The organism is Cedecea neteri, from assembly GCF_000758325.1.
Classification (GTDB): domain Bacteria; phylum Pseudomonadota; class Gammaproteobacteria; order Enterobacterales; family Enterobacteriaceae; genus Cedecea; species Cedecea neteri_B.
Genome location: NZ_CP009459.1, coordinates 2313009 through 2336816, shown reverse-complemented (window position 1 = coordinate 2336816; position 23808 = coordinate 2313009). Strand labels below are relative to the sequence as shown.

The following is a 23808-nucleotide window of genomic DNA, read 5'->3' as shown; positions in this document are numbered from 1 at the left end:
TTGACGACTCCTGTCTTAGCGTGCCGGCTGAGAAGCCACGTTGGACTGCTCAAAGTGATAGCGCCCTGTTTTCAGACTGCTCGGCCCAAGGCGAGCAAATTTGAACATCAGGAACAGCTCCGCCACCATAAACAGCGTGTAAAGGCCGCAAATCAGTATCATGGAGAACAGCAGGTCGCCCACGCTCAATGACGAGTTTGCAACCGCCGTCGGCAGAACTTCACCTACCGCCCAAGGCTGACGACCGTATTCCGCAACAAACCAGCCGGATTCGATAGCGATCCAAGGCAGTGGAATACCGTACAGCGCGGCGCGCAGCAGCCATTTCTTCGAACCAATGGCGTTACGGGTCACGGTCCAGAAGGACGCAGCAATGATGAACAGCATCAGGAAGCCACAGGCCACCATGATACGGAACGCGAAGTACAGAGGTGCTACGCGAGGAATGGAGTCTTTGGTTGCTTTCTGAATCTGCTCTTCGGTCGCGTCAGTGACGTTTTCCGTATAGCGCTTCAGCAACAGACCATAGCCCAGGTCTTTCTTCACGTGGTTGAAGCTATCACGCACGCTTTGATCGGTTGAACCACTGCGCAGTTGCTCAAGCAGGCTGTATGCCTTCATCCCGTTACGGATACGCTCTTCGTGCTGCACCATCAGCTCTTTCAGGCCCGTGACCGGCTTGTCCACCGAGCGGGTAGCAATGATGCCCAGCGCGTAAGGAATTTGAATGGCGAAGCGGTTTTCTTGTTTATCCTGGTCAGGAATACCAAACAGGGTAAACGCCGCCGGCGCAGGCTGAGTTTCCCATTCGGCTTCAATTGCGGCCAGTTTGGTTTTCTGCACGTCACCCATTTCGTAGCCAGACTCATCGCCCAGTACGATAACGGAGAGAATAGCGGCCATACCGAAGCTCGCGGCAATCGCGAAGGAACGCTTCGCAAAAGCGACGTCGCGGCCTTTCAGCAGGTAGTAGGAGCTGATACCGAGCACGAACATCGCGCCACAGACATAGCCGGACGCTACGGTGTGTACGAATTTAACCTGCGCAACCGGGTTCAGGACCAGCTCGGCAAAGCTGACCATTTCCATACGCATGGTTTCGAAGTTGAAGTCGGAAGCGATAGGGTTTTGCATCCAGCCGTTAGCGACCAGAATCCACAGCGCGGAGAGGTTGGAGCCCAATGCCACCAGCCAGGTGACGGCCATATGTTGAACTTTGCCGAGGCGATCCCAGCCAAAGAAGAACAGACCAACAAAGGTAGATTCGAGGAAGAATGCCATCAGGCCTTCGATCGCCAGCGGCGCACCGAAGATATCCCCTACATAGTGAGAATAGTAAGACCAGTTAGTCCCGAACTGGAACTCCATGGTCAAACCGGTTGCCACCCCCAGCGCAAAGTTGATTGCAAACAACTTGCCCCAGAATTTGGTCATATCTTTATAAATCTGCTTACCTGACAGCACATAGACCGTTTCCATGATGGCCAACAAGAACGCCATACCTAGCGTCAGCGGCACAAACAGGAAGTGGTACATCGCGGTCAAGGCAAACTGTAAGCGCGACAGTTCGACAATATCAAACATCTTGACTCCTTGCTCTTCGCATGAAGACTTCGACTGTGGTTCACCAGGAGGTTCACCACAAGCATGCCCTAATACAAATACATTCGCTTCCAGTCCCCTTTTTCTCGCCCACTTTATTCAAATGTGAAATCAAAAGGTGAAAGGTTACAAACACGTTAATTAAATCAAAAATAACCCGTAATTATATTACCCTGCAATTCCCTTACAATAAACAGGTCTTTGCTTAATGTTTTTTACGTTTTACGACGGCGATCAATTTATAGCTAAAACACCGTTATTCGGCCAGTTTGATCTGCAGCAATTTTGCCCCTTTATACCCTGCAACGCCAGCTTTAAACATTGATCCAAAACAATTTACATTGGTAATGTTAATTATTTTTCAATAGAGAATTAATCGTGAATTTGTTGTTAATGATATGTTCCAACGCTTCGTTTGAGGTTAATTTCATGACGCTTATTCTCAACATAAAGCGGATATTTAAAGCTGAACCTTAAATTTGCTCCCATGCACATCTGGCCATCTTTACACTATTTACCCGGCATCTTTTTCCGTGGTTTTGGCTCCCTCCCTTTAATATTCACAAATAATTCACTTTTGATATAAATTAAATTAACAAATCATTATTTTTTATAAGGTTACAGCGAGAAAATATCTCAGAGAGAAATTATTCAGGAAAAGAATAAAGGCGAGGGAATGCGCGATACAACGTAAGAGGAGGCTGGATTATCAGGGCCGAAACATAAAAAAAGGCCACCCAGGGTGGCCAACCATGTCGAACACTTATTATTACTGTTTCCCCCGCTTGCGCGGGGGCATCTGCTTACTGCGGCAGAATAGCTTTCAGCGCATCGCCAATGTCGGCGAGGCTGCGAACGGTTTTCACACCAGCGGCTTCCAGAGCAGCGAACTTCTCATCCGCCGTCCCCTTCCCGCCCGCGATGATGGCGCCCGCGTGGCCCATACGCTTGCCTTTAGGCGCGGTAACGCCGGCAATGTAGCCCACAACAGGTTTGGTCACGTGCTCTTTGATATAAGCAGCCGCTTCTTCTTCTGCGCTCCCGCCGATTTCACCGATCATCACAATGGCTTCGGTTTTCGGGTCTGCCTGGAACATCTTCAGGATATCAATGAAGTTGGAGCCAGGGATCGGGTCACCGCCGATACCGACGCAGGTTGACTGGCCGAGACCGATGTCAGTTGTCTGCTTAACGGCTTCATAGGTCAGCGTCCCGGAACGGGAAACGATGCCTACTTTGCCCGGCAGGTGAATATGACCCGGCATGATGCCGATTTTGCATTCGCCTGGGGTGATAACGCCCGGGCAGTTTGGCCCGATCATGCGCACGCCAGCTTCATCCAGCGCCACTTTCACGGTCAGCATATCCAGCGTAGGGATGCCTTCAGTGATGGTGATGATAAGCTTAATGCCAGCATCAATCGCTTCCAGGATTGAGTCTTTGCAGAACGGGGCTGGAACGTAAATCACGGAAGCGGTCGCGCCGGTAGCTTCAACGGCTTCACGCACGGTATTGAATACCGGCAGGCCCAGATGTTCAGTGCCGCCTTTGCCTGGCGTCACGCCACCAACCATTTGCGTACCGTAGGCAATCGCCTGCTCGGAGTGGAAAGTCCCCTGGCTGCCGGTAAAGCCCTGGCAAATTACCTTGGTGTTTTTATCGATCAAAATGGACATTATTTCCCCTCCACGGCAGCAACAACCTGCTGTGCTGCGTCCGTCAGACTTTTCGCTGCAATGATGTTCAGGCCGCTATCCGCCAGTTTTTTCGCGCCCAGTTCGGCGTTGTTACCTTCCAGACGCACCACCACCGGCACGTTAACGCCCACTTCAGCGACTGCGCCAATGATACCGTCGGCAATCAGGTCGCAGCGGACGATACCGCCGAAGATGTTCACCAGAACGGCTTTGACTTTGTCGTCGGACAGGATGATTTTGAACGCTTCGGTAACGCGCTCTTTGGTCGCACCGCCGCCCACGTCGAGGAAGTTAGCCGGTTCGCCGCCGTGCAGTTTAACGATGTCCATGGTGCCCATTGCCAGGCCTGCACCGTTAACCATACAGCCGATGTTGCCGTCCAGCGCCACGTAGTTCAGTTCCCATTGTGCAGCCTGAGCTTCACGCGGGTCTTCCTGAGACTGGTCGCGCATTTCACGCAGATCCGGCTGGCGGAACAGTGCGTTACCGTCGGCGCCCAGTTTGCCATCGAGGCAGATCAGGTCGCCCTGCTTAGTGATCACCAGCGGGTTGATTTCGATCAGCGCCAGGTCACGCTCAAGGAAAATAGTCGCCAGACCCATAAAGATCTTGGTGAACTGCTGAACCTGTTTACCTTCCAGACCCAGTTTGAACGCCAGCTCACGGCCCTGGTAAGGCATTGGGCCTGCCAGCGGATCCAGCGCAACTTTGTGGATCAGGTGCGGCGTTTCTTCCGCTACTTTTTCGATTTCCACGCCACCTTCGGTGGAGGCCATGAAGACCACGCGGCGAGAGCTACGGTCAACTACCGCGCCCAAATACAGCTCTTTGTCGATGTCGGTTGCAGCTTCAACCAGAATCTGGTGTACAGGCTGGCCAGTAGCGTCAGTTTGGTAAGTCACCAGACGTTTGCCCAGCCAGTGCTCAGCAAAAGCACGAATGTCTTCTTTACTGTTAACCACTTTCACACCGCCCGCTTTACCGCGGCCACCGGCATGAACCTGACATTTCACCACCCAAGGACCCGCGCCAATTTTAGAGGCGGCTTCTTCCGCTTCACGCGGTGTGGTGCAGGCGTAACCGACGGGTGCCGGCAAACCATACCGAGCAAACAACTGTTTCGCCTGATATTCGTGTAAGTTCATGAGTTCTATCCATCCAGATAAAGAGCATTAATGCTCGGGGTAAGGTTAGATTTGGTTGTAGGGGCGGGTGTCATAGCACCCGCCAGAGTCTTGTTCGACTACACGTCCAGCAGCAGACGAGTTGGATCTTCCAGCAGCTCTTTAATGGCTACCAGGTAACCCACGGACTCGCGGCCATCGATCAGACGGTGATCGTAAGAGAGCGCCAGGTACATCATCGGCAGGATCTCAACTTTACCGTCAACCGCCATTGGACGATCTTTGATGGCGTGCATGCCCAGGATCGCGCTCTGCGGTGGGTTGATGATTGGCGTAGACATCAGGGAGCCGAAGACGCCACCGTTGGTGATGGTGAAGTTACCGCCGGTCAGCTCTTCCACGGTCAGTTTGCCGTCACGGCCTTTCACCGCCAGCTCTTTGATGCGTTTTTCGATGTCGGCCATGCCCAGGGTGTCAACATCTTTCAGCACTGGGGTCACCAGGCCGCGCGGGGTAGAAACCGCGATGCTGACATCGAAGTAGTTGTGGTAAACCACGTCTTCGCCGTCGATGGAAGCATTCACTTCCGGATAGCGTTTCAGCGCTTCAACAACCGCTTTAATGTAGAAGGACATGAAGCCCAGACGCACGCCGTGGCGTTTTTCAAACGCTTCACCGTACTGCTTACGCAGTTCCATGATTGGCTTCATGTTCACTTCGTTGAACGTGGTGAGCATGGCGGTAGAGTTTTTCGCTTCCAGCAGACGCTCGGCCACGCGCTTGCGCAGACGGGTCATTGGTACGCGTTTTTCGCTGCGGCCAGCCAGTGGCGCAACCGGCGCCTGAGTGGCTTCAGCGGCTTTAGCCTGTGCAGGCTGTTTCGCTTTCGCTTCGCTCAGGTGTTTTTCAACATCTTCACGAGTGAGACGGCCACCTACGCCGCTGCCTTTGATAGCGCTGGCATCGAGGTCGTTCTCTGCGATCAGGCGGCGAATAGCCGGGCTGAGGGCATCATTGCTCTGCTCTTCCAGAGAAGCCTGCTGGCGCTGAGCTGGAGTAGACTCTTTGACGTCAGCTTTTGCGGAGGTTTCTTTCCCGCCGCTGTTGCCTTCACGCAGGCGGCCCAGAATCTGACGAGAGGTCACAGTTGTGCCTTCGTCTTCCAGCACCGCATCCAGAACGCCGTCCGCAGAAGCGGGGACTTCCAGTACCACTTTGTCAGTTTCGATTTCAACCAGCACTTCGTCACGTTTGACGCTGTCGCCCGGTTTTTTATGCCAGGTTGCCACTGTCGCGTCGGCTACGGACTCAGGCAGGTCAGGAACTAGAATATCTACGCTACTCATTATTTATCCTTTAATTTATTCGACGTTCAGCGCGTCATTAACCAGATCTTGCTGTTGCTTCTGGTGAACGGACATATACCCTACCGCCGGAGAGGCGGAGGCCGGGCGACCTGCATAACGCAGAGCGGACCCAAACGGAATCACTTCGCGGAAGTGGTGCTGGCTGCAGTACCAGGCGCCCTGGTTCAGCGGCTCTTCCTGGCACCAGACGAAGTCGTGTACGTGCGCGAACGGCTTCAGCGCTTCCTGTACCGCCTGATGCGGGAACGGATAGAGCTGCTCGATACGCACAATCGCCACATCCTTCTGGTCATTCTTACGGCGCTGTTCAAGCAGGTCGTAGTACACCTTACCGGAACAGAGAACCACACGCTTCACGCCTTTCGGATCCAGTTCGTCAATCTCACCAATTGCCGGCTGGAAGGTGCCGTTGGCCAGTTCGTCGAGGCTGGATACCGCCAGCGGATGGCGCAGCAGAGATTTCGGTGACATCACGACCAGCGGACGGCGCATCCCGCGCAGCGCCTGACGACGCAGCATGTGATAAACCTGAGCCGGAGTCGACGGCACACAAACCTGCATGTTCTGCTCAGCACACAGCTGGAGGTAACGCTCCAGACGCGCGGAGGAGTGCTCTGGGCCCTGCCCTTCATAGCCGTGCGGCAGCAGCATCACCAGGCCACACATACGGCCCCATTTCTGCTCGCCGGAGCTGATGAACTGGTCAATCACAACCTGTGCCCCGTTGGCGAAGTCGCCGAACTGCGCTTCCCAAATGGTCAGGGTACGAGGTTCTGCCGTGGCATAGCCATATTCAAAGGCCAGAACCGCTTCTTCAGACAGTACGGAATCCCAGACTTTGAAGATGCCCTGGCTGTTGTGGACGTGCGCCAGCGGCGTGTAGGTAGAGCCGTTGGTCTGGTTGTGGATCACGGCGTGGCGGTGGAAGAAGGTCCCACGGCCAGCATCTTCACCGGACAGACGAACGGACACGCCTTCATCTACCAGCGTCGCGTAAGCCAGGTTCTCTGCTGCCCCCCAGTCGAACAACTTGTTGCCGTTCGCCATGTCCTGACGGTCGCTGTAGATTTTCGCCACGCGGGACTGCATTTCTACGGCTTCCGGCACGGTGCTGATACGCTTAGCCAGTTCCTGAACGCGCTTCATCTCAACTTTATTCGGGTAACTTTCATCCCACTCGTGGTTGAGGTACGGCGACCAGGTAAAGGAGTGCATGTTCATCGGACGCCACTCTTGCACGACACATTCGCCGGCATCCAGCGCATCGCGGTACAGATTCACCATTTCGGTGGCATCTTCCAGCGTGGCCAGTTTGTCCTGCTCCAGCTTGTCGGCGTAGATCTTACGTGGGGTCGGATGTTTTTTGATCTTCTGGTACATCACCGGCTGCGTTGCGCTTGGCTCATCAGCTTCGTTATGCCCGTGGCGACGGTAGCAAACCAGGTCGATAAACACGTCACGTTTGAAGGTGTTACGGAAGTCCAGCGCCAGACGAGTAACGAAGGCCACAGCTTCCGGATCATCCGCATTAACGTGGAAAATCGGCGCCATCACCATCTTACCGATGTCGGTACAGTATGGAGTAGAACGTGCATCCAGCGGGTTAGAGGTGGTGAAACCAATCTGGTTGTTGATAACGATACGCACGGTACCGCCCACTTCGTAGCCACGCGCTTTGGACATGTTCAGGGTTTCCTGAACCACACCCTGCCCGGCTACCGCGGCATCACCGTGAATGGTGATTGGCAGTACCTGGTTGCTGCCTGGCTTATCCAGACGATCCAGACGCGCACGCACGGAACCGATAACCACCGGGCTAACGATTTCCAGGTGAGACGGGTTGAACGCCAGCGCCAGGTGAACCAGGCCGCCTTCGGTTTCAACATCGGAAGAGAAACCCATGTGGTACTTCACGTCGCCGGTGCCGAGGTGTTCTTTATGTTTGCCCGCAAATTCGTCGAACAGATCCTGCGGTTTTTTACCCAGCACGTTGATCAGTACGTTCAGACGACCGCGGTGCGCCATACCCAGCACCACTTCGCGCGTACCGCTCTTACCGGCGTGGCGAATCATCTCTTTGAGCATCGGCACCAGCGCGTCGCCGCCTTCCAGCGAGAAGCGTTTCGCGCCTGGGAATTTCGCTCCGAGATAGCGCTCCAGACCTTCCGCCGCGGTCAGCTCGCTCAGGAAACGTTTTTTCTCTTCCTGAGTAAAGCTTGAACGCCCGGCTACCGATTCGATGCGCTGCTGGATCCAGCGTTTTTCTTCGGTATTGGTGATGTGCATGTATTCCGCACCGATAGACCCACCGTAGGTTTGCTTCAGCGCAGCGATCAGGTCGGCAAGCTTCATGGTCTCTTTGCCAATGGCAAACGATCCCACATTGAAGCTCTGCTGCAAATCTTCTTCGGTCAGGTTATGGAACGCCGGATCCAGATCGGCAACCGTTTCCTGCTGCCAAAGCCCGAGTGGATCGAGCTTAGCAGCCTGATGGCCGCGGAAACGCCAGGCGTTGATCAGCTGCAACACTTTTACCTGTTTGGCATCGGTGTCAGGATCGGTGACTGCGGTGGAGTAACGTGAGGCATCCTTCGCCAGACGACGGAAATAATCACGCGTTTTTGAATGGAATTGATCCGGTCTGGCTCCGGTGCCAGGTAACTGCTGGAACATCGTGCGCCAGTGCGCATCAACAGAGTCAGGATCGGTTAAGAAGTCTTCATAGAGCTGCTCTATGTAGGACTGGTTTGCGCCCGCCAGCCAGGAAGAGTCCAGCCAGGGCTTCATCGCGCCGTTCTGCATCGTGATCCCTTAAGCATTTTATGCTTATTTCGCCGTGGATAACTATAACGCACACCGTAGGGTATACAGGTATACGTTCCAGGGTTCACTTTCTTCGAGCCTGTTGCCGTGGAGGGCGGCCCGCGAAGGAACCTTTAGAAACTGTCTTAAGGGTTTCCCCTCACCCCTTCCCCATATAAGAGAGGGAAGATCGTCGGCAGTTTTTAAAGATTTCCTGCAATTTGTACCCTCTCCCCTGCGAGGAGAGGGTACTTTTCTAACTTAAGCGCTTTTTTGCAACAGCATCGACTTGATATGGCCGATAGCTTTCGTCGGGTTCAGCCCCTTAGGACAAACGCTGACGCAGTTCATAATGCTGTGACAGCGGAATACGCTGAAAGCATCGCTCAGGCCGTCCAGACGCGCGTCCGTTTCGGTGTCGCGGCTGTCGATCAGGAAGCGATACGCAGCCAGCAAACCGGCCGGGCCGATAAACTTGTCCGGGTTCCACCAGAACGACGGGCAGGAGGTCGAGCAGCAAGCGCAAAGAATACACTCGTACAGACCATCCAATTTTTCACGCTGCTCAGGCGACTGCAAATGCTCACGAGCGGGTGGATTTTGCCCATTATTCAACAAGTAAGGCTTAATCTTCTCATATTGAGCATAGAATTGCCCCATGTCTACCACCAGATCGCGGATCACCGGCAGGCCAGGCAGAGGACGGATGACTATCTTCTGCTTACCGTTGCCGAGCGCCGAGATTGGCGTGATACAGGCCAGTCCGTTTTTGCCGTTCATGTTCAGGCCGTCGGAGCCACAAACGCCTTCACGACAAGAACGACGGAATGACAGACTAGGATCTTTTTCTTTCAGCTGCATTAAAGCGTCAAGCAGCATCATGTCACGGCCATCTTCCGCTTCCAGGGTGTAATCCTGCATGCGCGGAGCATCGTCTACATCCGGGTTATAACGATAAACTGAGAATTCGAGTTTCATTGTCCTGTCTCCGCATTAATAAGTACGAATCTTCGGCGGGAACGCCGGACGCAGTTTCGGTTCCATGTTGACGCTACGACGCGTCATGGACTCCGTCTCTGGCAGATACAGGGAATGGCACAGCCAGTTTTCGTCATCACGCTCCGGGAAGTCGAAGCGGCTATGCGCGCCACGGCTCTCGGTACGGAAGTTTGCCGACACCGCAGTGGCGTAAGCGGTTTCCATCAGGTTATCCAGCTCCAGACATTCAACGCGCTGGGTGTTGAACTCGCTGGAAGTGTCGTCCAGACGGGCATTTTTCAGGCGCTCGCGGATCGCTTTCAGCTGCTCAAGCCCTTTGGCCATCGCGTCACCTTCGCGGAACACCGAGAAGTTGTGCTGCATACATTCCTGCAGCGCTTTGCGGATTTCCACCGGATCTTCACCGTTACGGTTGCCGTTCCAGCGGTTGAGGCGCTCAAGGGAGGCGTCGATTTCAGCGTCGGTTGCGTCAAGCAGATCGCCCTGCTCGGCAATGGATTCCTGCAGGTGCAGGCCAACAGCACGCCCGAACACCACCAGGTCAAGCAGGGAGTTGCCGCCCAGACGGTTCGCACCGTGTACGGAAACACAGGCGATTTCGCCCACGGCGAACAAACCTGGGATAACCACATCTTCGCCCTGCTCGTTCACGGTCAGCGCCTGACCAGTTACTTTGGTCGGAATACCGCCCATCATATAGTGGCAGGTTGGGATAACCGGGATCGGCTCTTTCACTGGATCGACGTGGGCAAAGGTACGAGACAGTTCCAGAATGCCCGGCAGGCGGGATTCCAGCACTTCTTTACCCAGGTGGTCGAGTTTCAGTTTGGCGTGTGGACCCCACGGACCATCACAGCCGCGGCCTTCACGGATTTCGATCATAATGGAACGCGCCACCACGTCACGACCCGCCAGGTCTTTCGCATTCGGGGCATAACGCTCCATGAAGCGTTCGCCGTGTTTGTTCAGCAGGTAACCGCCTTCACCGCGGCAGCCTTCTGTTACCAGAACCCCTGCCCCGGCGATACCGGTTGGGTGGAACTGCCACATTTCCATATCCTGCACCGGCACGCCAGCACGGATAGCCATGCCGACGCCGTCACCGGTATTGATGTGGGCGTTGGTGGTGGACTGATAAATACGGCCTGCGCCGCCGGTTGCCAGCACGGTTGCGCGGGCTTTGAAGTAAACCACTTCCCCGGTTTCGATGCACAGCGCGGTGCAGCCAACTACGGCACCATCGGCGTTTTTCACCAGATCCAGCGCATACCACTCGGAGAAGATGGTAGTGTGGTTTTTCAGGTTCTGCTGATACAGCGTGTGCAGTAAAGCGTGGCCGGTACGGTCAGCCGCTGCAGCAGTACGTGCCGCCTGCTCGCCGCCGAAGTCTTTCGACTGGCCGCCGAACGGACGTTGATAAATGGTGCCGTTTTCCAGACGGGAGAAAGGCAGGCCCATGTGGTCCAGTTCCAGAATCGCTTCCGGGCCGGTTTTACACATGTATTCGATGGCGTCCTGGTCACCGATGTAATCGGAACCTTTTACCGTGTCATACATGTGCCATTCCCAGTTATCTTCATGGGTATTACCGAGCGCCACGGTGATACCACCCTGCGCGGATACGGTATGGGAACGAGTTGGGAACACTTTTGAAAGCAGCGCACAGGTCTGGCCGCTCTGGGAAATCTGTAGCGCCGCGCGCATACCTGCGCCGCCGGCACCAATCACTACAGCATCAAATTCTCTGACTGGCAGTTTCATTACACACCCCACACCACAACGAATCCATAAATGACGTAAACCACCAGCGCGACAACAATCAGCAGCTGTAAAGGAAGGCGAATCGCCAGCGGTTTAACGTAGTCGGTCAACACCTGCCACATGCCAATCCAGGCATGGATCAAAATAGAGAACAGTGCCAGCAGGGTGAAAACTTTGGTGAAGGCAGAGGCAAAGAAGCCGTGCCAGACGTCGTAGGTCAGCTCGCCGGTGACAGCGAAGAAGCCAATCATGTAGATGATGTACAGGGTGAGTACGATGGCGGTAGCGCGAACCAGCACATAATCGTGCACGCCATTGCGACCCAATGCGGAGGCATTGCTTACCATACGAGGACTCCTGCAAGAATTGAAAGCACGACAGTAATAACAAAGGCGATATGTGCGGATCGTTTGCCCGCTACAAAGGTCTCTTCCAGATAGCCAAAGTCCATCAGCAGATGGCGAATACCAACCACCACGTGATAGGCCAGAGCCGTCAGAATGCCCCACATTATAAATTTAACGATAAAGCTGCTCATCACGGCGGACGCGGTCAGAAAACCTTCCGGGGAGGAGAGTGACAGTCCCAGCAACCAAAGCAGAATGCCGACCGCCACAAATGTGATCACGCCGGAAACGCGGTGGAGGATGGAAGCGATTGCAGTGACGGGGAACCGGATCGTTTTCAGGTCCAGATTGACAGGTCGTTGTTTTTTCACGTTTCTTATCATGAATAGCGCCCACATGCTCTTCTTATTGTTTCCTTCCTCCGGATCTGCATTCGGGGTCAGACAGCGCTAACTTTCTATAACTGTGCGTCATGCAAAAAACAGCTACATCCAGAGGCCAGGGATCTGGCTACAACGCTGGGTGGCTCCCGGTAGCAGGGTGTTCCGGAGACCTGGCGGCAGTATAGGCTCTTCACAAAATCATTACAATTAACCCACATAGTGTTTGAAGGGTTTTGCTCGGAACAGTGAGCAGGATCACGATAACAACATTATTTTAAATTTTAATCATCTGATTTGACAAAAGTTAAACATTCTTGTTACAAACAGGGCCAGAAAAGCCGTATAATTCGTAAAAGTTATAGGGTCAGCCTTTCACCTGAGTAATAGTTATGTAACAGTGGATGGGTATTGACCCGAGAGATCAGGACAGTTATTAGTGATATACAGGTTTGAATGATACTGATTGCTAAGACGCTGATTTGCTGTAGTTTCGCCCTCAAAGCGAGTGTTACCTGCAAGCGCCCATCGCTCTGTACCCTGGTTGTACTCCTCTAAACAGAGCCGCGAGCCAATTAAAAAACTGGTAACCAACCATTGTGGGTTCGAATGCAAATCGGACGCCCGGCAGTCTTATGAAATAAGGCGCTAAGGAGACCGTAAATGGCTGATACTAAAGCAAACCTCACCCTTAATGGTGACGATGCTCTCGAACTTGATGTGCTAAAGGGCACGCTAGGTCAGGATGTAATTGATATCCGTAGTCTTGGTTCTAAAGGTGTATTTACTTTTGACCCAGGTTTCACCTCTACCGCATCCTGCGAATCCAAAATCACTTATATCGACGGTGACGAAGGCATTCTGTTGCACCGCGGTTTCCCGATTGACCAACTGGCCACCGAATCCAGCTACCTGGAAGTGTGCTACATCCTGCTGAACGGCGAAAAACCGACGCAGGAGCAGTTCGACGAATTCAAAACCACCGTTACCCGTCACACCATGATTCACGAACAGATTACCCGTCTGTTCCACGGCTTCCGTCGCGACTCGCATCCGATGGCCGTGCTGTGCGGCGTAACCGGTGCGCTGGCGGCCTTCTACCACGATTCCCTTGACGTGAATAACCCACGCCACCGTGAAATCGCGGCATTCCGCCTGCTCTCCAAAATGCCAACCGTAGCGGCAATGTGTTACAAGTATTCGATTGGCCAGCCGTTCGTTTATCCTCGCAACGACCTCTCCTACTCGGCTAACTTCCTGAACATGATGTTCTCCACGCCGTGCGAAGAGTACAAAGTTAACCCAATTCTGGAGCGCGCAATGGATCGTATTCTGATCCTGCACGCAGACCACGAGCAGAACGCATCGACGTCAACCGTGCGTACCGCAGGCTCTTCCGGCGCTAACCCATTTGCGTGTATCGCGGCGGGGATCGCTTCCCTGTGGGGACCGGCTCACGGCGGCGCGAACGAAGCTGCGCTGAAGATGCTGGAAGAAATCAGCACCGTGGAGCACATTCCAGAATTTATCCGTCGTGCCAAAGACAAGAACGACTCGTTCCGCCTGATGGGCTTCGGCCACCGCGTGTACAAAAACTACGACCCGCGCGCCACCGTGATGCGTGAAACCTGTCACGAAGTGCTGAAAGAGCTGAACCTGAAGGATAACAACCTGCTGGAAGTGGCGATGGAGCTGGAACACATCGCGCTGAACGACCCGTACTTCATCGAGAAGAAACTCTATCCGAACGTAGACTTCTACTCCGGCATCATCCTGAAGGCGATGGGCATTCCTTCCTCCATGTTTACCGTTATCTTCGCGATGGCGCGTACCGTGGGCTGGATTGCACACTGGAACGAAATGCACGACGACGGCATTAAAATTGCCCGTCCACGTCAGCTGTACACCGGCTACGACAAACGTGATTTCAAATTCGACCTCAAAAAGTAATCTTTTCGCTTTCTGAGTAAAAAACGCGCCCTGTGGCGCGTTTTTTTATTTCTGGCAGCGAGGACACCAGTAAAAAGGCCTTGAAGAGAAGTTGGTTCTTTCAATAATCCCGCCACACCGCTCACACGGTTCACCCGCCAGGTGAAACACCCTAAAGCTGAAAACAGCCCCGTGATGTTTGTTCTCATCTCCCTGGCCTCGCGTCTGATAAGAAAGCCGTGGAATCGCCAGCAAAGCAGTCGCTAACCGCTCAATCTGCACTTCGCTTAACTCCTCCGCGCGGTGCTGCGGCGCAAGCTCCGCTTCCCAGAGGATTTCCACTCTCAGGTAATTCCCCAGACCGGCAAGAAAAGCCTGATCGAGCAGTAACCCGCTGAACTGCCGACGGCGAAACTTCGGCGACAGCAAACGTGCTTTGACCAGATCCACCGTCAGCGTTTCATCCAACACATCCGGCCCAACGCGCTGCAAGAAAGGATGTTGTTCAAGCTGCCCCTGATCCAGTATTTCGATGTCCGAGGCGCTGTAAAGAAGAATGGCTTTTTTAGCCGTTTGCAGCCTGACACGCAGCACACGGTTCGTTTCTGCTATTTTACCTGCGTCAGCCACTCGCCATACGCCGTAAAGCTGATTATGGCTGTACAAAGTTAAGCCGTTGGAAAAATGCGTCAGCATCGCTTTCCCTCGGGTCTCGATACTGTCGATGGTTTTCCCCACCAGCATCGCCTCAAACGGCTTTAGCTCTTCAAAAGCAAACCAGGCTTCGGTTAACGGTTCCCCGCCCACGGCGGCTTCCAGCTTATCCGCCGCGCGGCGAATCTCCGGTCCTTCCGGCATACTAAACTCCCTGAAACGTTACGCTTCCTGTGCCAGTTGCCAGGCGATCTGCTCGAGATAAATCGCCTGTTCGCGGCGCGCTTTGAGCGCTTCCGCCAGCGTACACGGCACAAAATGAATGGGTTCCCCCAGCCTGACCTGAGCCAGATGATAAAGATCGGCCTCAATCACGCAGGCAATGCGAGGATAGCCCCCGGTTGTCTGGGCATCGTTCATGAGCACAATCGGCTGGCCGTTATGCGGCACCTGAATCACGCCCGGGAGCAGGCCATGGGAGAGCATTTCTCGCTGGGTCGTCCGCGCCAACTCTGGCCCCTGAAGCCGATAGCCCATCCGGTTACTCTGCGGGCTAATTTGCCAGGCCAGACGCCAGAAACTCTCCTGTGACGCCTGACTGAACTCCTGATACTCCGGCCCGGTCACAGCACGAATACGATTTCCCCAAAGCACTTGCTTAACGCCGCGAGGATGCTGAAATTTACGCTGAGGTTTACGCAGAGATAAACGGTCACCATCCCGCAGCAAACGCCCCTGATGACCGCCGATCCCGGCTTTAAGATCGGTGCTGTAAGACCCCATCACTTGCGGCACATCCAGGCCACCGTCGACGGCAAGGTAGCTGCGCATACCGTGCGCAGGTTTTTTCAGCGTCAGCCTTTGGCCTTTTTTGACCGGCAGTCGCCAGCCCGTCCAAACGGCGTTGCCATCCAGTTCCGCATGGCAGCCAGCTCCGGTAAGCGCAAACCAACCGCTACGCCCGAATTCAATCACGCACTGCCCTAGCGTGATTTCCAGTGCGGGGGCGTCAGGCGCATTCCCGACCAGTAAATTGGCGACTGAGAGAGCGGGTGTATCGAGCGCGCCGCAGCGGCTCACGCCCAAATGGCGATGCCCTTCGCGGCCCGTATCCTGCACGCTGGTTTGAATCCCGGCGCGAATAATATTCAGCATATGCCCCCCTGTTGCGGGACGAAACGCACGGTGTCACCCGGCAACAATAAAGTGGGTGATGAGCCGTTGGGGTTGAACAAATGGAGTGAAGTGTGGCCGATGATTTGCCAGCCTCCCGGCGTCACCAGCGGATAAATACCGGTTTGACTGCCGCCAATGCCTACAGAGCCGGCAGCAACCTGCAGCCGCGGCTCTGCGCGGCGGGGCGTAGCGAGCACTTCAGGCAGCCCCCCCAAATAAGCAAACCCCGGCTGGAAGCCAAGGAAGTAGACGATGTATTCCGCGCCGGAATGCAGGGCGACGACCTGCTCGGGCGTTAAATTATTGTGCCGAGCTACGGCATCAAGATCGGGCCCCATCTCACCGCCGTACACCACCGGAATATCGATCTGACGAGGCACAGGGATCACAGCTTCACTTTCTTCCCACCAGCGCTGAAGCCATTCAATGCCATCCAGCGCTAACCGCTGAGGATCTTTCAGCACCACGGTGATGTTATTCATGCCAGGAATGGCCTCGCTCACCTCCTCAGAGGCATTCAGGCGCTGCATCAGCCCCCAAATGCGCTGCTGGCTGGCAAGTCTGACGGGCGGCTCCAGTTCAAGAACCACCGCTTTTTCACCCAATAAATAACAGCGAGCTCGTTGCACAGGCCCTCCGGTATCAGGCTGGATTAGGGATGTCGATAAAGATAACGTCGAGATCGGTTTCGCTGTTTAGCCAGTCGCTAAGCGCCTGGATCCCACCCCGCTCGGTGGCATGGTGACCTGCTGCATAGAAATGCAGCCCCTGCTCGCGGGCGGAGTGAATCGTCTGTTCGGAAACCTCGCCGGTAATAAACGCATCCACACCAAAGCGTGCCGCGCTATCGATAAAGCCTTGCCCACCGCCGGTGCACCACGCCACGCGGCGGATCTGATCCGGGCCAGTATCCCCACACCACAGCGGCGTGCGGCCTAAGCGCATTTCAATCCAGGAAGCCAGCTCCACGCCGGAAAGCGGCGTAGGGAACTCGCCCCACGGCACCAGCGGCTCAACTTCCCCTTTCGTTTCAATCCCCAGCAGCGCGCCAAGTTGGGCGTTATTCCCGAGCTGTGGATGGGCATCAAGCGGTAAATGCCAGCCGTAAAGGTTGATGTCGTTCACCAGCAGCGTTTTCAGACGATTGCGCTTCATGCCGCGGATCACCGGCGATTCGTTTTTCCAGAAATAACCGTGGTGGACGATCACCGCGTCGGCCTGCTGGCGCACGGCCTCGTCCAACAGCGCCTGGCTGGCGGTAACGCCGGTGACAATCTTGCGGATCTCTTCCCGGCCTTCAACCTGCAGGCCATTCGGGGCGTAATCGCTGATTGCCGCGCTGTTCAGCTTGTCATTAATCAGGCGTTCCAGTTCACTGTTTTTCATCATTATTCTCTTAGGTTATTTTCTTGCTGCTTCATAAGCGGCAAGCGTATTCAGTCGGGCCTGTTTATGGTCAACAATCGGGCGCGGGTAGTCCAGCGTTTGCTTTTGTTTATCGGCCCAGGCCCACGGCGAATGAATCTGTTTCCCAGGCACAGTTTTCAGTTCAGGTAGCCAGTGGCGAATAAAATCCCCTTCAGCATCAAAGCGTTCGCCCTGAGTTGTCGGGTTAAAAATGCGAAAATAAGGCGCGGCGTCGGTGCCCGTAGAGGCCGCCCACTGCCAGCCACCGTTGTTCGCCGCCAGATCGCCGTCAATCAGCTGTGACATAAAATAGCGCTCGCCCTGCCGCCAGTCGATCAGCAAATCCTTCACCAGAAAACTCGCCACGACCATGCGTAAACGGTTATGCATCCAGCCCGTTAGGTTCAACTGCCGCATCGCCGCATCGACAATCGGGTAACCCGTTTTACCCTGCTGCCAGGCTTCAAGCCATGCATTATTCCCGCTCCAGCGAACTTTATCAGTCCAGGCGATAAACGGCCGGTGGCGGCAAAGCTTCGGGTACGCGACCATCAGGTGGCGGTAAAACTCGCGCCAGATGAGTTCGTTGAGCCAGGTGGCTCCGGCCTCCCCCTCCAGCGCTTTAGGGTGTTCTTTTAGCAGGCGATGCAGGCACTGACGCGGAGATAAAACGCCGGTGGCCAGATAAGGCGACAGCCGGCTGGTGCCTTCTATCGCCGGGAAATCACGTTGATCCGGGTAATCGGCAGCGGGCTGCAGGCAAAACTTACGTAGCATGCCGATAGCCTCCGGCTCACCCACCGGGAAGAGTTCACGGTCAAACGCCTCACGGGGCATATCAAACGTAAAGCGTTCATTGAAATGGCACTCTCCCCGGGCTTTGGGCGAAGGCACGCATTCCGGCAGCCCTTCCTGCAAACGCCGAATAAACGCCTTGCTGAACGGGGTAAAGACTTTATACATCTCGTGGTTACCGGTAGTGACGCTGCCCGGCGCAAGCAGCAGGCTGTCATCAAAGCCCTGCACTGTAACGTCTACATCCAGGGCTTTTTCCAGCGCGGCGTCACGGGCGCGCTCGTTGACTTCATACTGGTAGTTGTAAAAAAGCGCGTCGACCTTTTGTTCAGCGCAGAACGCTTTTATACAGTCTATCGACGCGGCGAAATCCGCAGCCTGTTGGATATGAAGTTCAATCCCGCGACCGGCCAGGGCATGACCCAGGGCCCGTAAATGTTCAAAGATAAACTCGGCCTGCTTTGGCGCCATGACGTGCTGCCGCCACTGTTCGGGCGTCACGACAAAAAATCCGATGACTTTTGCATCGGGATTACGGCAGGCGGCGTGTAAGGCGTAGTTATCGTGAATACGTAGATCGTTGCGGAACCAGACCAGATGGGTGGGCATAACTCTCCCTGGATTAATTGCCTGACCGCCACCATTGCGCCTGGGCGACGGTTCAATATTGGAAGTTATTCCGGGCAGCAGAAGAATACCAATGCCAGACTAAGCGACACCGCTGCTGCCCGCGTCTAAGTTGTTAACTAAGTGTAGCAAGACGCAGACAACAAAAAAGCTACCCGGAGGTAGCTTTCGTCAAATCGATTCAGCTTTTTAGTAAAAGTCGAAGGCGGCGGCTTCGGATTGCGCCATCCATACTGGTTTGTCGCTGGTTTTAGACCAGACGCGGTGCAGGTAGCTGTAAAAACGCGCGCGATCTTTCCAGAACAGCATTACAGGCAGCGCCAGCACGCCGGCAGCGACTGCGAAGGTGCGACGCAGGATGACCTGATGCGCAGGGTATTCTTTGTATAAAGACATAGGCTTCTCCTCATAATGTGTGACCGACACCGCATGTCGGAAAATCGAAACTTGTTATCTGGTTAAAATACTATCTCATTGTTTGAAAGTTTACTACTCCTCCGACCAGATAAATGCACTTTTTTGTGCGCTATTTATCTTTCCCCCTGTAATTAAGTTACAAAATGGTTAAATAAATACTAACCATTAGTTAACTAATGGCTTTTGCCATTTTTATACTTTTTTTACACCCCGCCCCCGGACTTTTACGACATCTTTTCACCTGAAATCCTATTCTGCCGCGAAATGCTTAACGCACCGTTGGAGGTGGATTGTGAGTGCAGGCGTCATAACCGGCATCGTGCTGGTCTTCTTGCTGTTGGGTTACCTGGTTTATGCCCTGATTAAAGCGGAGGCGTTTTAATGGCTGCGTCCGGATTTTTACTGATCGCCAGCTTCCTGCTGGTGCTCTTTGCCCTTGCGAAACCGCTGGGCGCCGTGCTGGCACGCCTGATTGACGGCGAACCGCTGCCGATTGTGGGCCGCATTGAGCCGTTTTTGTGGTCCCTGATGGGCAGCAAAGGTGAAGAAATGGGCTGGAAACGCTATCTGATGGCGATTCTGGCATTTAACGTTTTCGGGCTGATCCTGCTGTTCGCGATGCTGCTGTTCCAGGACAGCTTGCCGCTTAACCCGCAGCATCTGCCGGGCCTCTCCTGGCACCTGGCGCTGAACACTGCCGTCAGTTTTGTCTCCAACACCAACTGGCAGTCTTACGGCGGCGAAACCACGCTGAGCTACTTCAGCCAGATGGTGGGTCTGACGGTACAAAACTTCGTTTCCGCCGCAACCGGCATTGCCGTGGTGTTTGCGCTGATTCGTGGTTTTTCTCGCCATTCCACCAGCACGCTGGGCAACGCATGGGTCGATTTAACCCGCGTCACGCTATATATCCTGCTGCCTATCGCACTGGTGATGGCGCTGTTCTTTATTAGCCAGGGTTCGCTGCAGAACTTCTCTGCTTACCAGCCTTACACCACTGTCGAAGGCGTTCAGCACTTGCTGCCAATGGGGCCGGTGGCTTCTCAGGAAGCGATAAAAATGCTGGGTACCAACGGCGGGGGCTTCTTCAACGCCAACTCCTCTCACCCGTTTGAGAACCCTACGGCGCTGACCAACTTTGTGCAGATGATTTCTATCTTCCTGATCCCGGCTGCGCTCTGCTTCGCCTTTGGTGAAGCCGTGGGCGACCGCCGTCAGGGGCGCGCGCTGCTCTGGGCGATGACCATCATCTTCGTGGTCTGCGTGGTGGTGGTGATGTGGGCCGAGCTGCAGGGCAACCCGCACTTTATCCAGTTGGGCGCCAACAGCAGTATCAACATGGAAGGCAAAGAGAGCCGCTTCGGCATTCTGAACAGCAGCCTGTTCGCGGTCATTACTACCGCGGCATCCTGCGGGGCAGTTAACGCCATGCATGACTCCTTCACGGCGCTGGGCGGCATGGTGCCAATGTGGCTGATGCAGATTGGTGAAGTGGTCTTCGGCGGCGTAGGTGCAGGCCTGTACGGCATGCTGCTGTTCGTCCTGCTGGCCGTGTTTATCGCCGGGCTGATGATTGGGCGTACCCCTGAATACCTGGGTAAGAAAATCGACGTGCCGGAAATGAAAATGACTTCGCTGGCCATTCTTATCACCCCTGCTCTGGTGCTGCTCGGCACCGCGCTGGCGATGATGACGGATGCAGGCCGCAGCGGCATGGCAAACCCGGGTATTCACGGCTTCAGCGAAGTGCTGTATGCGGTTTCTTCTGCCGCAAACAATAACGGCAGCGCCTTCGCTGGCCTGAGCACCAACACGCCGTTCTGGAACGTCCTGCTGGCCGTATGCATGTGGTTTGGCCGCTTCGGGGTGATTATCCCGGTGATGGCAATTGCCGGTTCCCTGGCCGCGAAAAAATCCCAGGCCGTCAGCATCGGCACGCTGCCAACGCACGGCCCGCTGTTTATCGGTTTACTGATTGGGACAGTGCTGCTGGTTGGCGCCCTGACCTTTATCCCCGCCCTCGCTTTAGGCCCGGTTGCGGAACACCTTTCTCTGGTTAATTTCTGATTACGAGGCTTCCATGAGTCGCAAGCAACAGGCGCTGTTTGAACCTGGTCTGATCCGTCAGGCGCTAATTGATTCTTTTAAAAAGCTCGCCCCGCAGGTGCAGTGGCGCAACCCGGTGATGTTTATCGTCTGGGTGGGGAGCATCATCACTACCCTGCTCGGGATAGCGATGTTCACTGGCCTACAGCAGGGGGATGCCCTCTTCACACTCGCCATCAGCCTGTGGCTGTGGTTTACCGTGCTGTTCGCCAACTTTGCTGAAGCGCTGGCAGAAGGCCGCAGCAAAGCCCAGGCGAACAGCCTGAAAGGAGTGAAAAAAACCAGTTGGGCGCGCAAACTGCGCAGCCCGCAGCATGATGCTCAGGTGGACCACATTCCGGCGGCCGATCTGCGTAAAGGTGATGTCGTGCTGGTGGAAGCCGGGGACATCATCCCTTGCGATGGCGAAGTCCTTGAGGGTGGCGCATCGGTGGATGAAAGCGCCATCACAGGGGAATCCGCCCCGGTTATCCGTGAATCCGGCGGCGACTTTGCCTCGGTGACCGGCGGGACGCGCATTCTGTCCGACTGGCTGGTCATCCAGTGCAGCGTTAACCCAGGGGAAACCTTCCTCGACCGCATGATTGCCATGGTGGAAAGCGCCCAGCGTCGTAAAACGCCGAACGAAATCGCCCTGACTATCCTGCTGGTAGCGCTGACAATTGTCCTGCTGCTGGCGACCGCAACCCTGTGGCCGTTCTCGGCCTATGGCGGCCAGGCGGCCAGCGTAACCGTGCTGGTTGCCCTGCTGGTCTGCCTGATTCCAACCACCATCGGCGGCCTGCTTTCCGCCATCGGTGTGGCCGGGATGAGCCGTATGCTGGGTGCGAACGTGATCGCCACCAGCGGCCGAGCGGTAGAAGCTGCCGGGGATATCGACGTCCTGCTGCTGGATAAAACAGGCACCATCACGCTCGGTAACCGCCAGGCCTCAGCCTTCCTCCCTGCCCCCGGCGTGGATGAAAAAGAGCTGGCCGATGCCGCGCAGCTGGCCTCACTGGCGGATGAAACGCCAGAAGGCCGCAGCATCGTGGTCCTGGCAAAACAGCGCTTTAACCTGCGTGAACGCGACGTGCAGAACCTGCAGGCAACGTTTGTACCGTTTACCGCGCAAACTCGTATGAGCGGCATCAACATCCAGGATCGCATGATCCGTAAAGGTTCTGTGGATGCCATCCGCCGCCACGTAGAAGTGAACAACGGCCACTTCCCGGCCCAGGTCGACACGCTGGTTGAAGGCGTGGCTCGCCAGGGCGGTACGCCGCTGGTGGTTGCCGAAGGCGCTAACGTTCTGGGCGTGATTGCGCTGAAAGACATCGTGAAAGGCGGCATTAAAGAGCGTTTCGCGCAGCTGCGCCAGATGGGCATCAAAACGGTGATGATCACCGGGGATAACCGCCTGACCGCCGCGGCGATTGCCGCCGAAGCCGGGGTGGATGACTTCCTTTCCGAAGCCACACCGGAAGCCAAGCTGGCGCTGATTCGCCAGTACCAGGCCGAAGGTCGTCTGGTGGCGATGACGGGCGACGGTACCAACGATGCCCCGGCGCTGGCTCAGGCGGACGTAGCGGTAGCCATGAACTCCGGGACTCAGGCAGCAAAAGAAGCCGGGAACATGGTTGACCTGGATTCTAACCCAACCAAGCTGATTGAAGTGGTTCACATCGGGAAGCAAATGCTGATGACTCGCGGGTCGTTGACCACATTCAGTATCGCTAACGACGTAGCGAAATACTTCGCCATTATCCCGGCGGCGTTTGCGGTGACTTACCCGCAGCTCAACGCGCTGAACGTGATGCACCTGCACTCCCCTGCTTCGGCCATTTTGAGCGCGGTGATCTTCAATGCGCTGATCATCATCTGCCTCATCCCGCTGGCACTGAAAGGCATTAGCTACAAGCCGCTGAGCGCTGCCGCGATGCTGCGCCGCAACCTGTGGATCTATGGCCTGGGCGGTATCGTCGTGCCGTTTATTGGTATCAAAGTGATTGACGTGATCCTGACCGTGCTCGGTCTGGTCTAAGAGGAAAAGAACATGGCTACGTTACGCCCCGCTTTATTACTGCTGATTATCCTGACGCTGATTACCGGAGGGGTTTACCCCCTCCTCGCCACGCTGCTGGGGCAATGGTGGTTCCCGGCTCAGGCCAACGGCTCGCTGATCGTTGAAGACGGCAAGGTTCGCGGTTCAGAGCTGATTGGTCAGGACTTCACTAACGCAAAATATTTCCAGGGCCGCCCCTCTGCCACCTCGGATAGCCCCTATAATCCAATGGCATCCGGCGGCAGCAACCTTGCGGCCAGCAACCCGGAGCTGGACAAAGAGGTTAAGGCTCGTATTAGCGCGCTGCGTGCGGCTAACCCGGAGGCTAATCCAGCGGTACCCGTTGACTTAGTCACCACCTCCGCCAGCGGCCTGGACGGGCAGCTTTCTCCTGAAGCGACCGCGTGGCAAATCCCACGGGTAGCGAAAGCCAGAAACCTGCCGGTGGAGCAAATCGCTCGCCTGGTGGCGGAAAACACCACCACGCCGCTGGTGAATTTTATCGGCATGCCGGTAGTGAATATCGTTAAGCTGAACCTGGCGCTGGACCATCTCCAGGCGAAGTAAAAAGGAC

Annotated in this window: 20 protein-coding genes; 5 read left to right on the top strand and 15 right to left on the bottom strand. The window is 55.3% G+C overall.

The features are described from left to right. Positions 1–15: 15 nt before the first annotated feature. The 9 genes from cydA to sdhC form a co-directional block, all read right to left on the bottom strand. Entirely contained in the window at positions 16–1584 is a 1569-nt protein-coding gene (gene cydA / locus LH86_RS11015; RefSeq protein ID WP_039301170.1) for a cytochrome ubiquinol oxidase subunit I, read from the bottom strand. A gap of 821 nt (positions 1585–2405) precedes the next feature. Continuing rightward, the gene (gene sucD / locus LH86_RS11010) at positions 2406–3278 is read right to left on the bottom strand and encodes a succinate--CoA ligase subunit alpha (RefSeq protein ID WP_008456147.1); all 873 of its coding nucleotides are present in this window, start codon (positions 3276–3278) and stop codon (positions 2406–2408) included. After that, entirely contained in the window at positions 3278–4444 is a 1167-nt protein-coding gene (gene sucC, locus LH86_RS11005; RefSeq protein WP_008456146.1) for an ADP-forming succinate--CoA ligase subunit beta, read from the bottom strand. The genes sucD and sucC overlap by 1 nt, the downstream gene beginning before the upstream one ends. 98 nt (positions 4445–4542) lie before the next feature. Beyond that, positions 4543–5769 (bottom strand): 2-oxoglutarate dehydrogenase complex dihydrolipoyllysine-residue succinyltransferase, encoded by a 1227-nt coding sequence (gene odhB, locus LH86_RS11000; protein WP_039301169.1) that lies wholly within the window; start codon positions 5767–5769, stop codon positions 4543–4545. Positions 5770–5784: 15 nt separating this feature from the next. After that, on the bottom strand, positions 5785–8592 hold the full coding sequence (gene sucA / locus LH86_RS10995; protein WP_039301167.1) for a 2-oxoglutarate dehydrogenase E1 component: 2808 nt from the start codon (positions 8590–8592) through the stop codon (positions 5785–5787). A 261-nt stretch (positions 8593–8853) separates the two neighbouring features. Then, on the bottom strand, positions 8854–9570 hold the full coding sequence (locus tag LH86_RS10990) for a succinate dehydrogenase iron-sulfur subunit (protein ID WP_039291222.1): 717 nt from the start codon (positions 9568–9570) through the stop codon (positions 8854–8856). A gap of 15 nt (positions 9571–9585) precedes the next feature. Then, positions 9586–11352 carry a succinate dehydrogenase flavoprotein subunit gene (gene sdhA / locus LH86_RS10985; RefSeq protein WP_008456142.1) on the bottom strand — a complete coding sequence of 589 codons (1767 nt, stop codon included), beginning with the start codon at positions 11350–11352 and terminating at the stop codon, positions 9586–9588. Then, positions 11352–11699, bottom strand: coding sequence for a succinate dehydrogenase membrane anchor subunit (sdhD, locus tag LH86_RS10980; protein ID WP_039301164.1), 348 nt, complete (start codon positions 11697–11699; stop codon positions 11352–11354). The genes sdhA and sdhD overlap by 1 nt, the downstream gene beginning before the upstream one ends. Next, positions 11693–12097: a succinate dehydrogenase cytochrome b556 subunit gene (gene sdhC, locus LH86_RS10975; protein ID WP_034808195.1), complete on the bottom strand. Its 405-nt coding sequence runs from the start codon at positions 12095–12097 to the stop codon at positions 11693–11695. Before sdhC ends, sdhD begins: the two co-directional genes overlap by 7 nt. 645 nt (positions 12098–12742) lie before the next feature. Between sdhC and gltA the strand changes: the two genes are divergently transcribed. After that, positions 12743–14029, top strand: a complete 1287-nt coding sequence (gene gltA / locus LH86_RS10970) for a citrate synthase (RefSeq protein WP_039301161.1) — start codon at positions 12743–12745, stop codon at positions 14027–14029. 45 nt (positions 14030–14074) lie between these two features. Here the strand turns inward: gltA and nei are convergent, their stop codons facing one another. The 6 genes from nei to LH86_RS10940 form a co-directional block, all read right to left on the bottom strand. Further along, the gene (nei, locus tag LH86_RS10965; RefSeq protein WP_039301159.1) at positions 14075–14866 is read right to left on the bottom strand and encodes an endonuclease VIII; all 792 of its coding nucleotides are present in this window, start codon (positions 14864–14866) and stop codon (positions 14075–14077) included. Positions 14867–14884: 18 nt separating this feature from the next. Next, positions 14885–15817 carry a 5-oxoprolinase subunit PxpC gene (pxpC, locus tag LH86_RS10960; RefSeq protein ID WP_039301157.1) on the bottom strand — a complete coding sequence of 311 codons (933 nt, stop codon included), beginning with the start codon at positions 15815–15817 and terminating at the stop codon, positions 14885–14887. Beyond that, positions 15811–16467, bottom strand: a complete 657-nt coding sequence (gene pxpB / locus LH86_RS10955) for a 5-oxoprolinase subunit PxpB (protein ID WP_039301155.1) — start codon at positions 16465–16467, stop codon at positions 15811–15813. Before pxpB ends, pxpC begins: the two co-directional genes overlap by 7 nt. Before the next feature lie 13 nt (positions 16468–16480). Continuing rightward, positions 16481–17224, bottom strand: coding sequence for a type 2 GTP cyclohydrolase I (locus tag LH86_RS10950; protein WP_039301153.1), 744 nt, complete (start codon positions 17222–17224; stop codon positions 16481–16483). Between the two features lie 15 nt (positions 17225–17239). Beyond that, positions 17240–18649 (bottom strand): deoxyribodipyrimidine photo-lyase, encoded by a 1410-nt coding sequence (gene phrB, locus LH86_RS10945; protein ID WP_039301151.1) that lies wholly within the window; start codon positions 18647–18649, stop codon positions 17240–17242. A 207-nt stretch (positions 18650–18856) separates the two neighbouring features. Continuing rightward, on the bottom strand, positions 18857–19063 hold the full coding sequence (locus LH86_RS10940; RefSeq protein ID WP_039301149.1) for a YbfA family protein: 207 nt from the start codon (positions 19061–19063) through the stop codon (positions 18857–18859). Between the two features lie 313 nt (positions 19064–19376). Between LH86_RS10940 and kdpF the strand changes: the two genes are divergently transcribed. Genes kdpF through kdpC form a run of 4 tightly spaced genes read left to right on the top strand, consistent with a single transcriptional unit; the run spans position 19377 to position 23801 of the window. Then, entirely contained in the window at positions 19377–19466 is a 90-nt protein-coding gene (gene kdpF, locus LH86_RS22035) for a K(+)-transporting ATPase subunit F (RefSeq protein ID WP_008456132.1), read from the top strand. Further along, positions 19466–21151, top strand: a complete 1686-nt coding sequence (gene kdpA, locus LH86_RS10930; RefSeq protein ID WP_039301147.1) for a potassium-transporting ATPase subunit KdpA — start codon at positions 19466–19468, stop codon at positions 21149–21151. Before kdpF ends, kdpA begins: the two co-directional genes overlap by 1 nt. Before the next feature lie 13 nt (positions 21152–21164). After that, positions 21165–23213 (top strand): potassium-transporting ATPase subunit KdpB, encoded by a 2049-nt coding sequence (kdpB, locus tag LH86_RS10925; RefSeq protein WP_008456125.1) that lies wholly within the window; start codon positions 21165–21167, stop codon positions 23211–23213. A 12-nt stretch (positions 23214–23225) separates the two neighbouring features. Further along, positions 23226–23801: a potassium-transporting ATPase subunit KdpC gene (gene kdpC / locus LH86_RS10920; RefSeq protein ID WP_039301145.1), complete on the top strand. Its 576-nt coding sequence runs from the start codon at positions 23226–23228 to the stop codon at positions 23799–23801. Positions 23802–23808 lie beyond the last annotated feature (7 nt).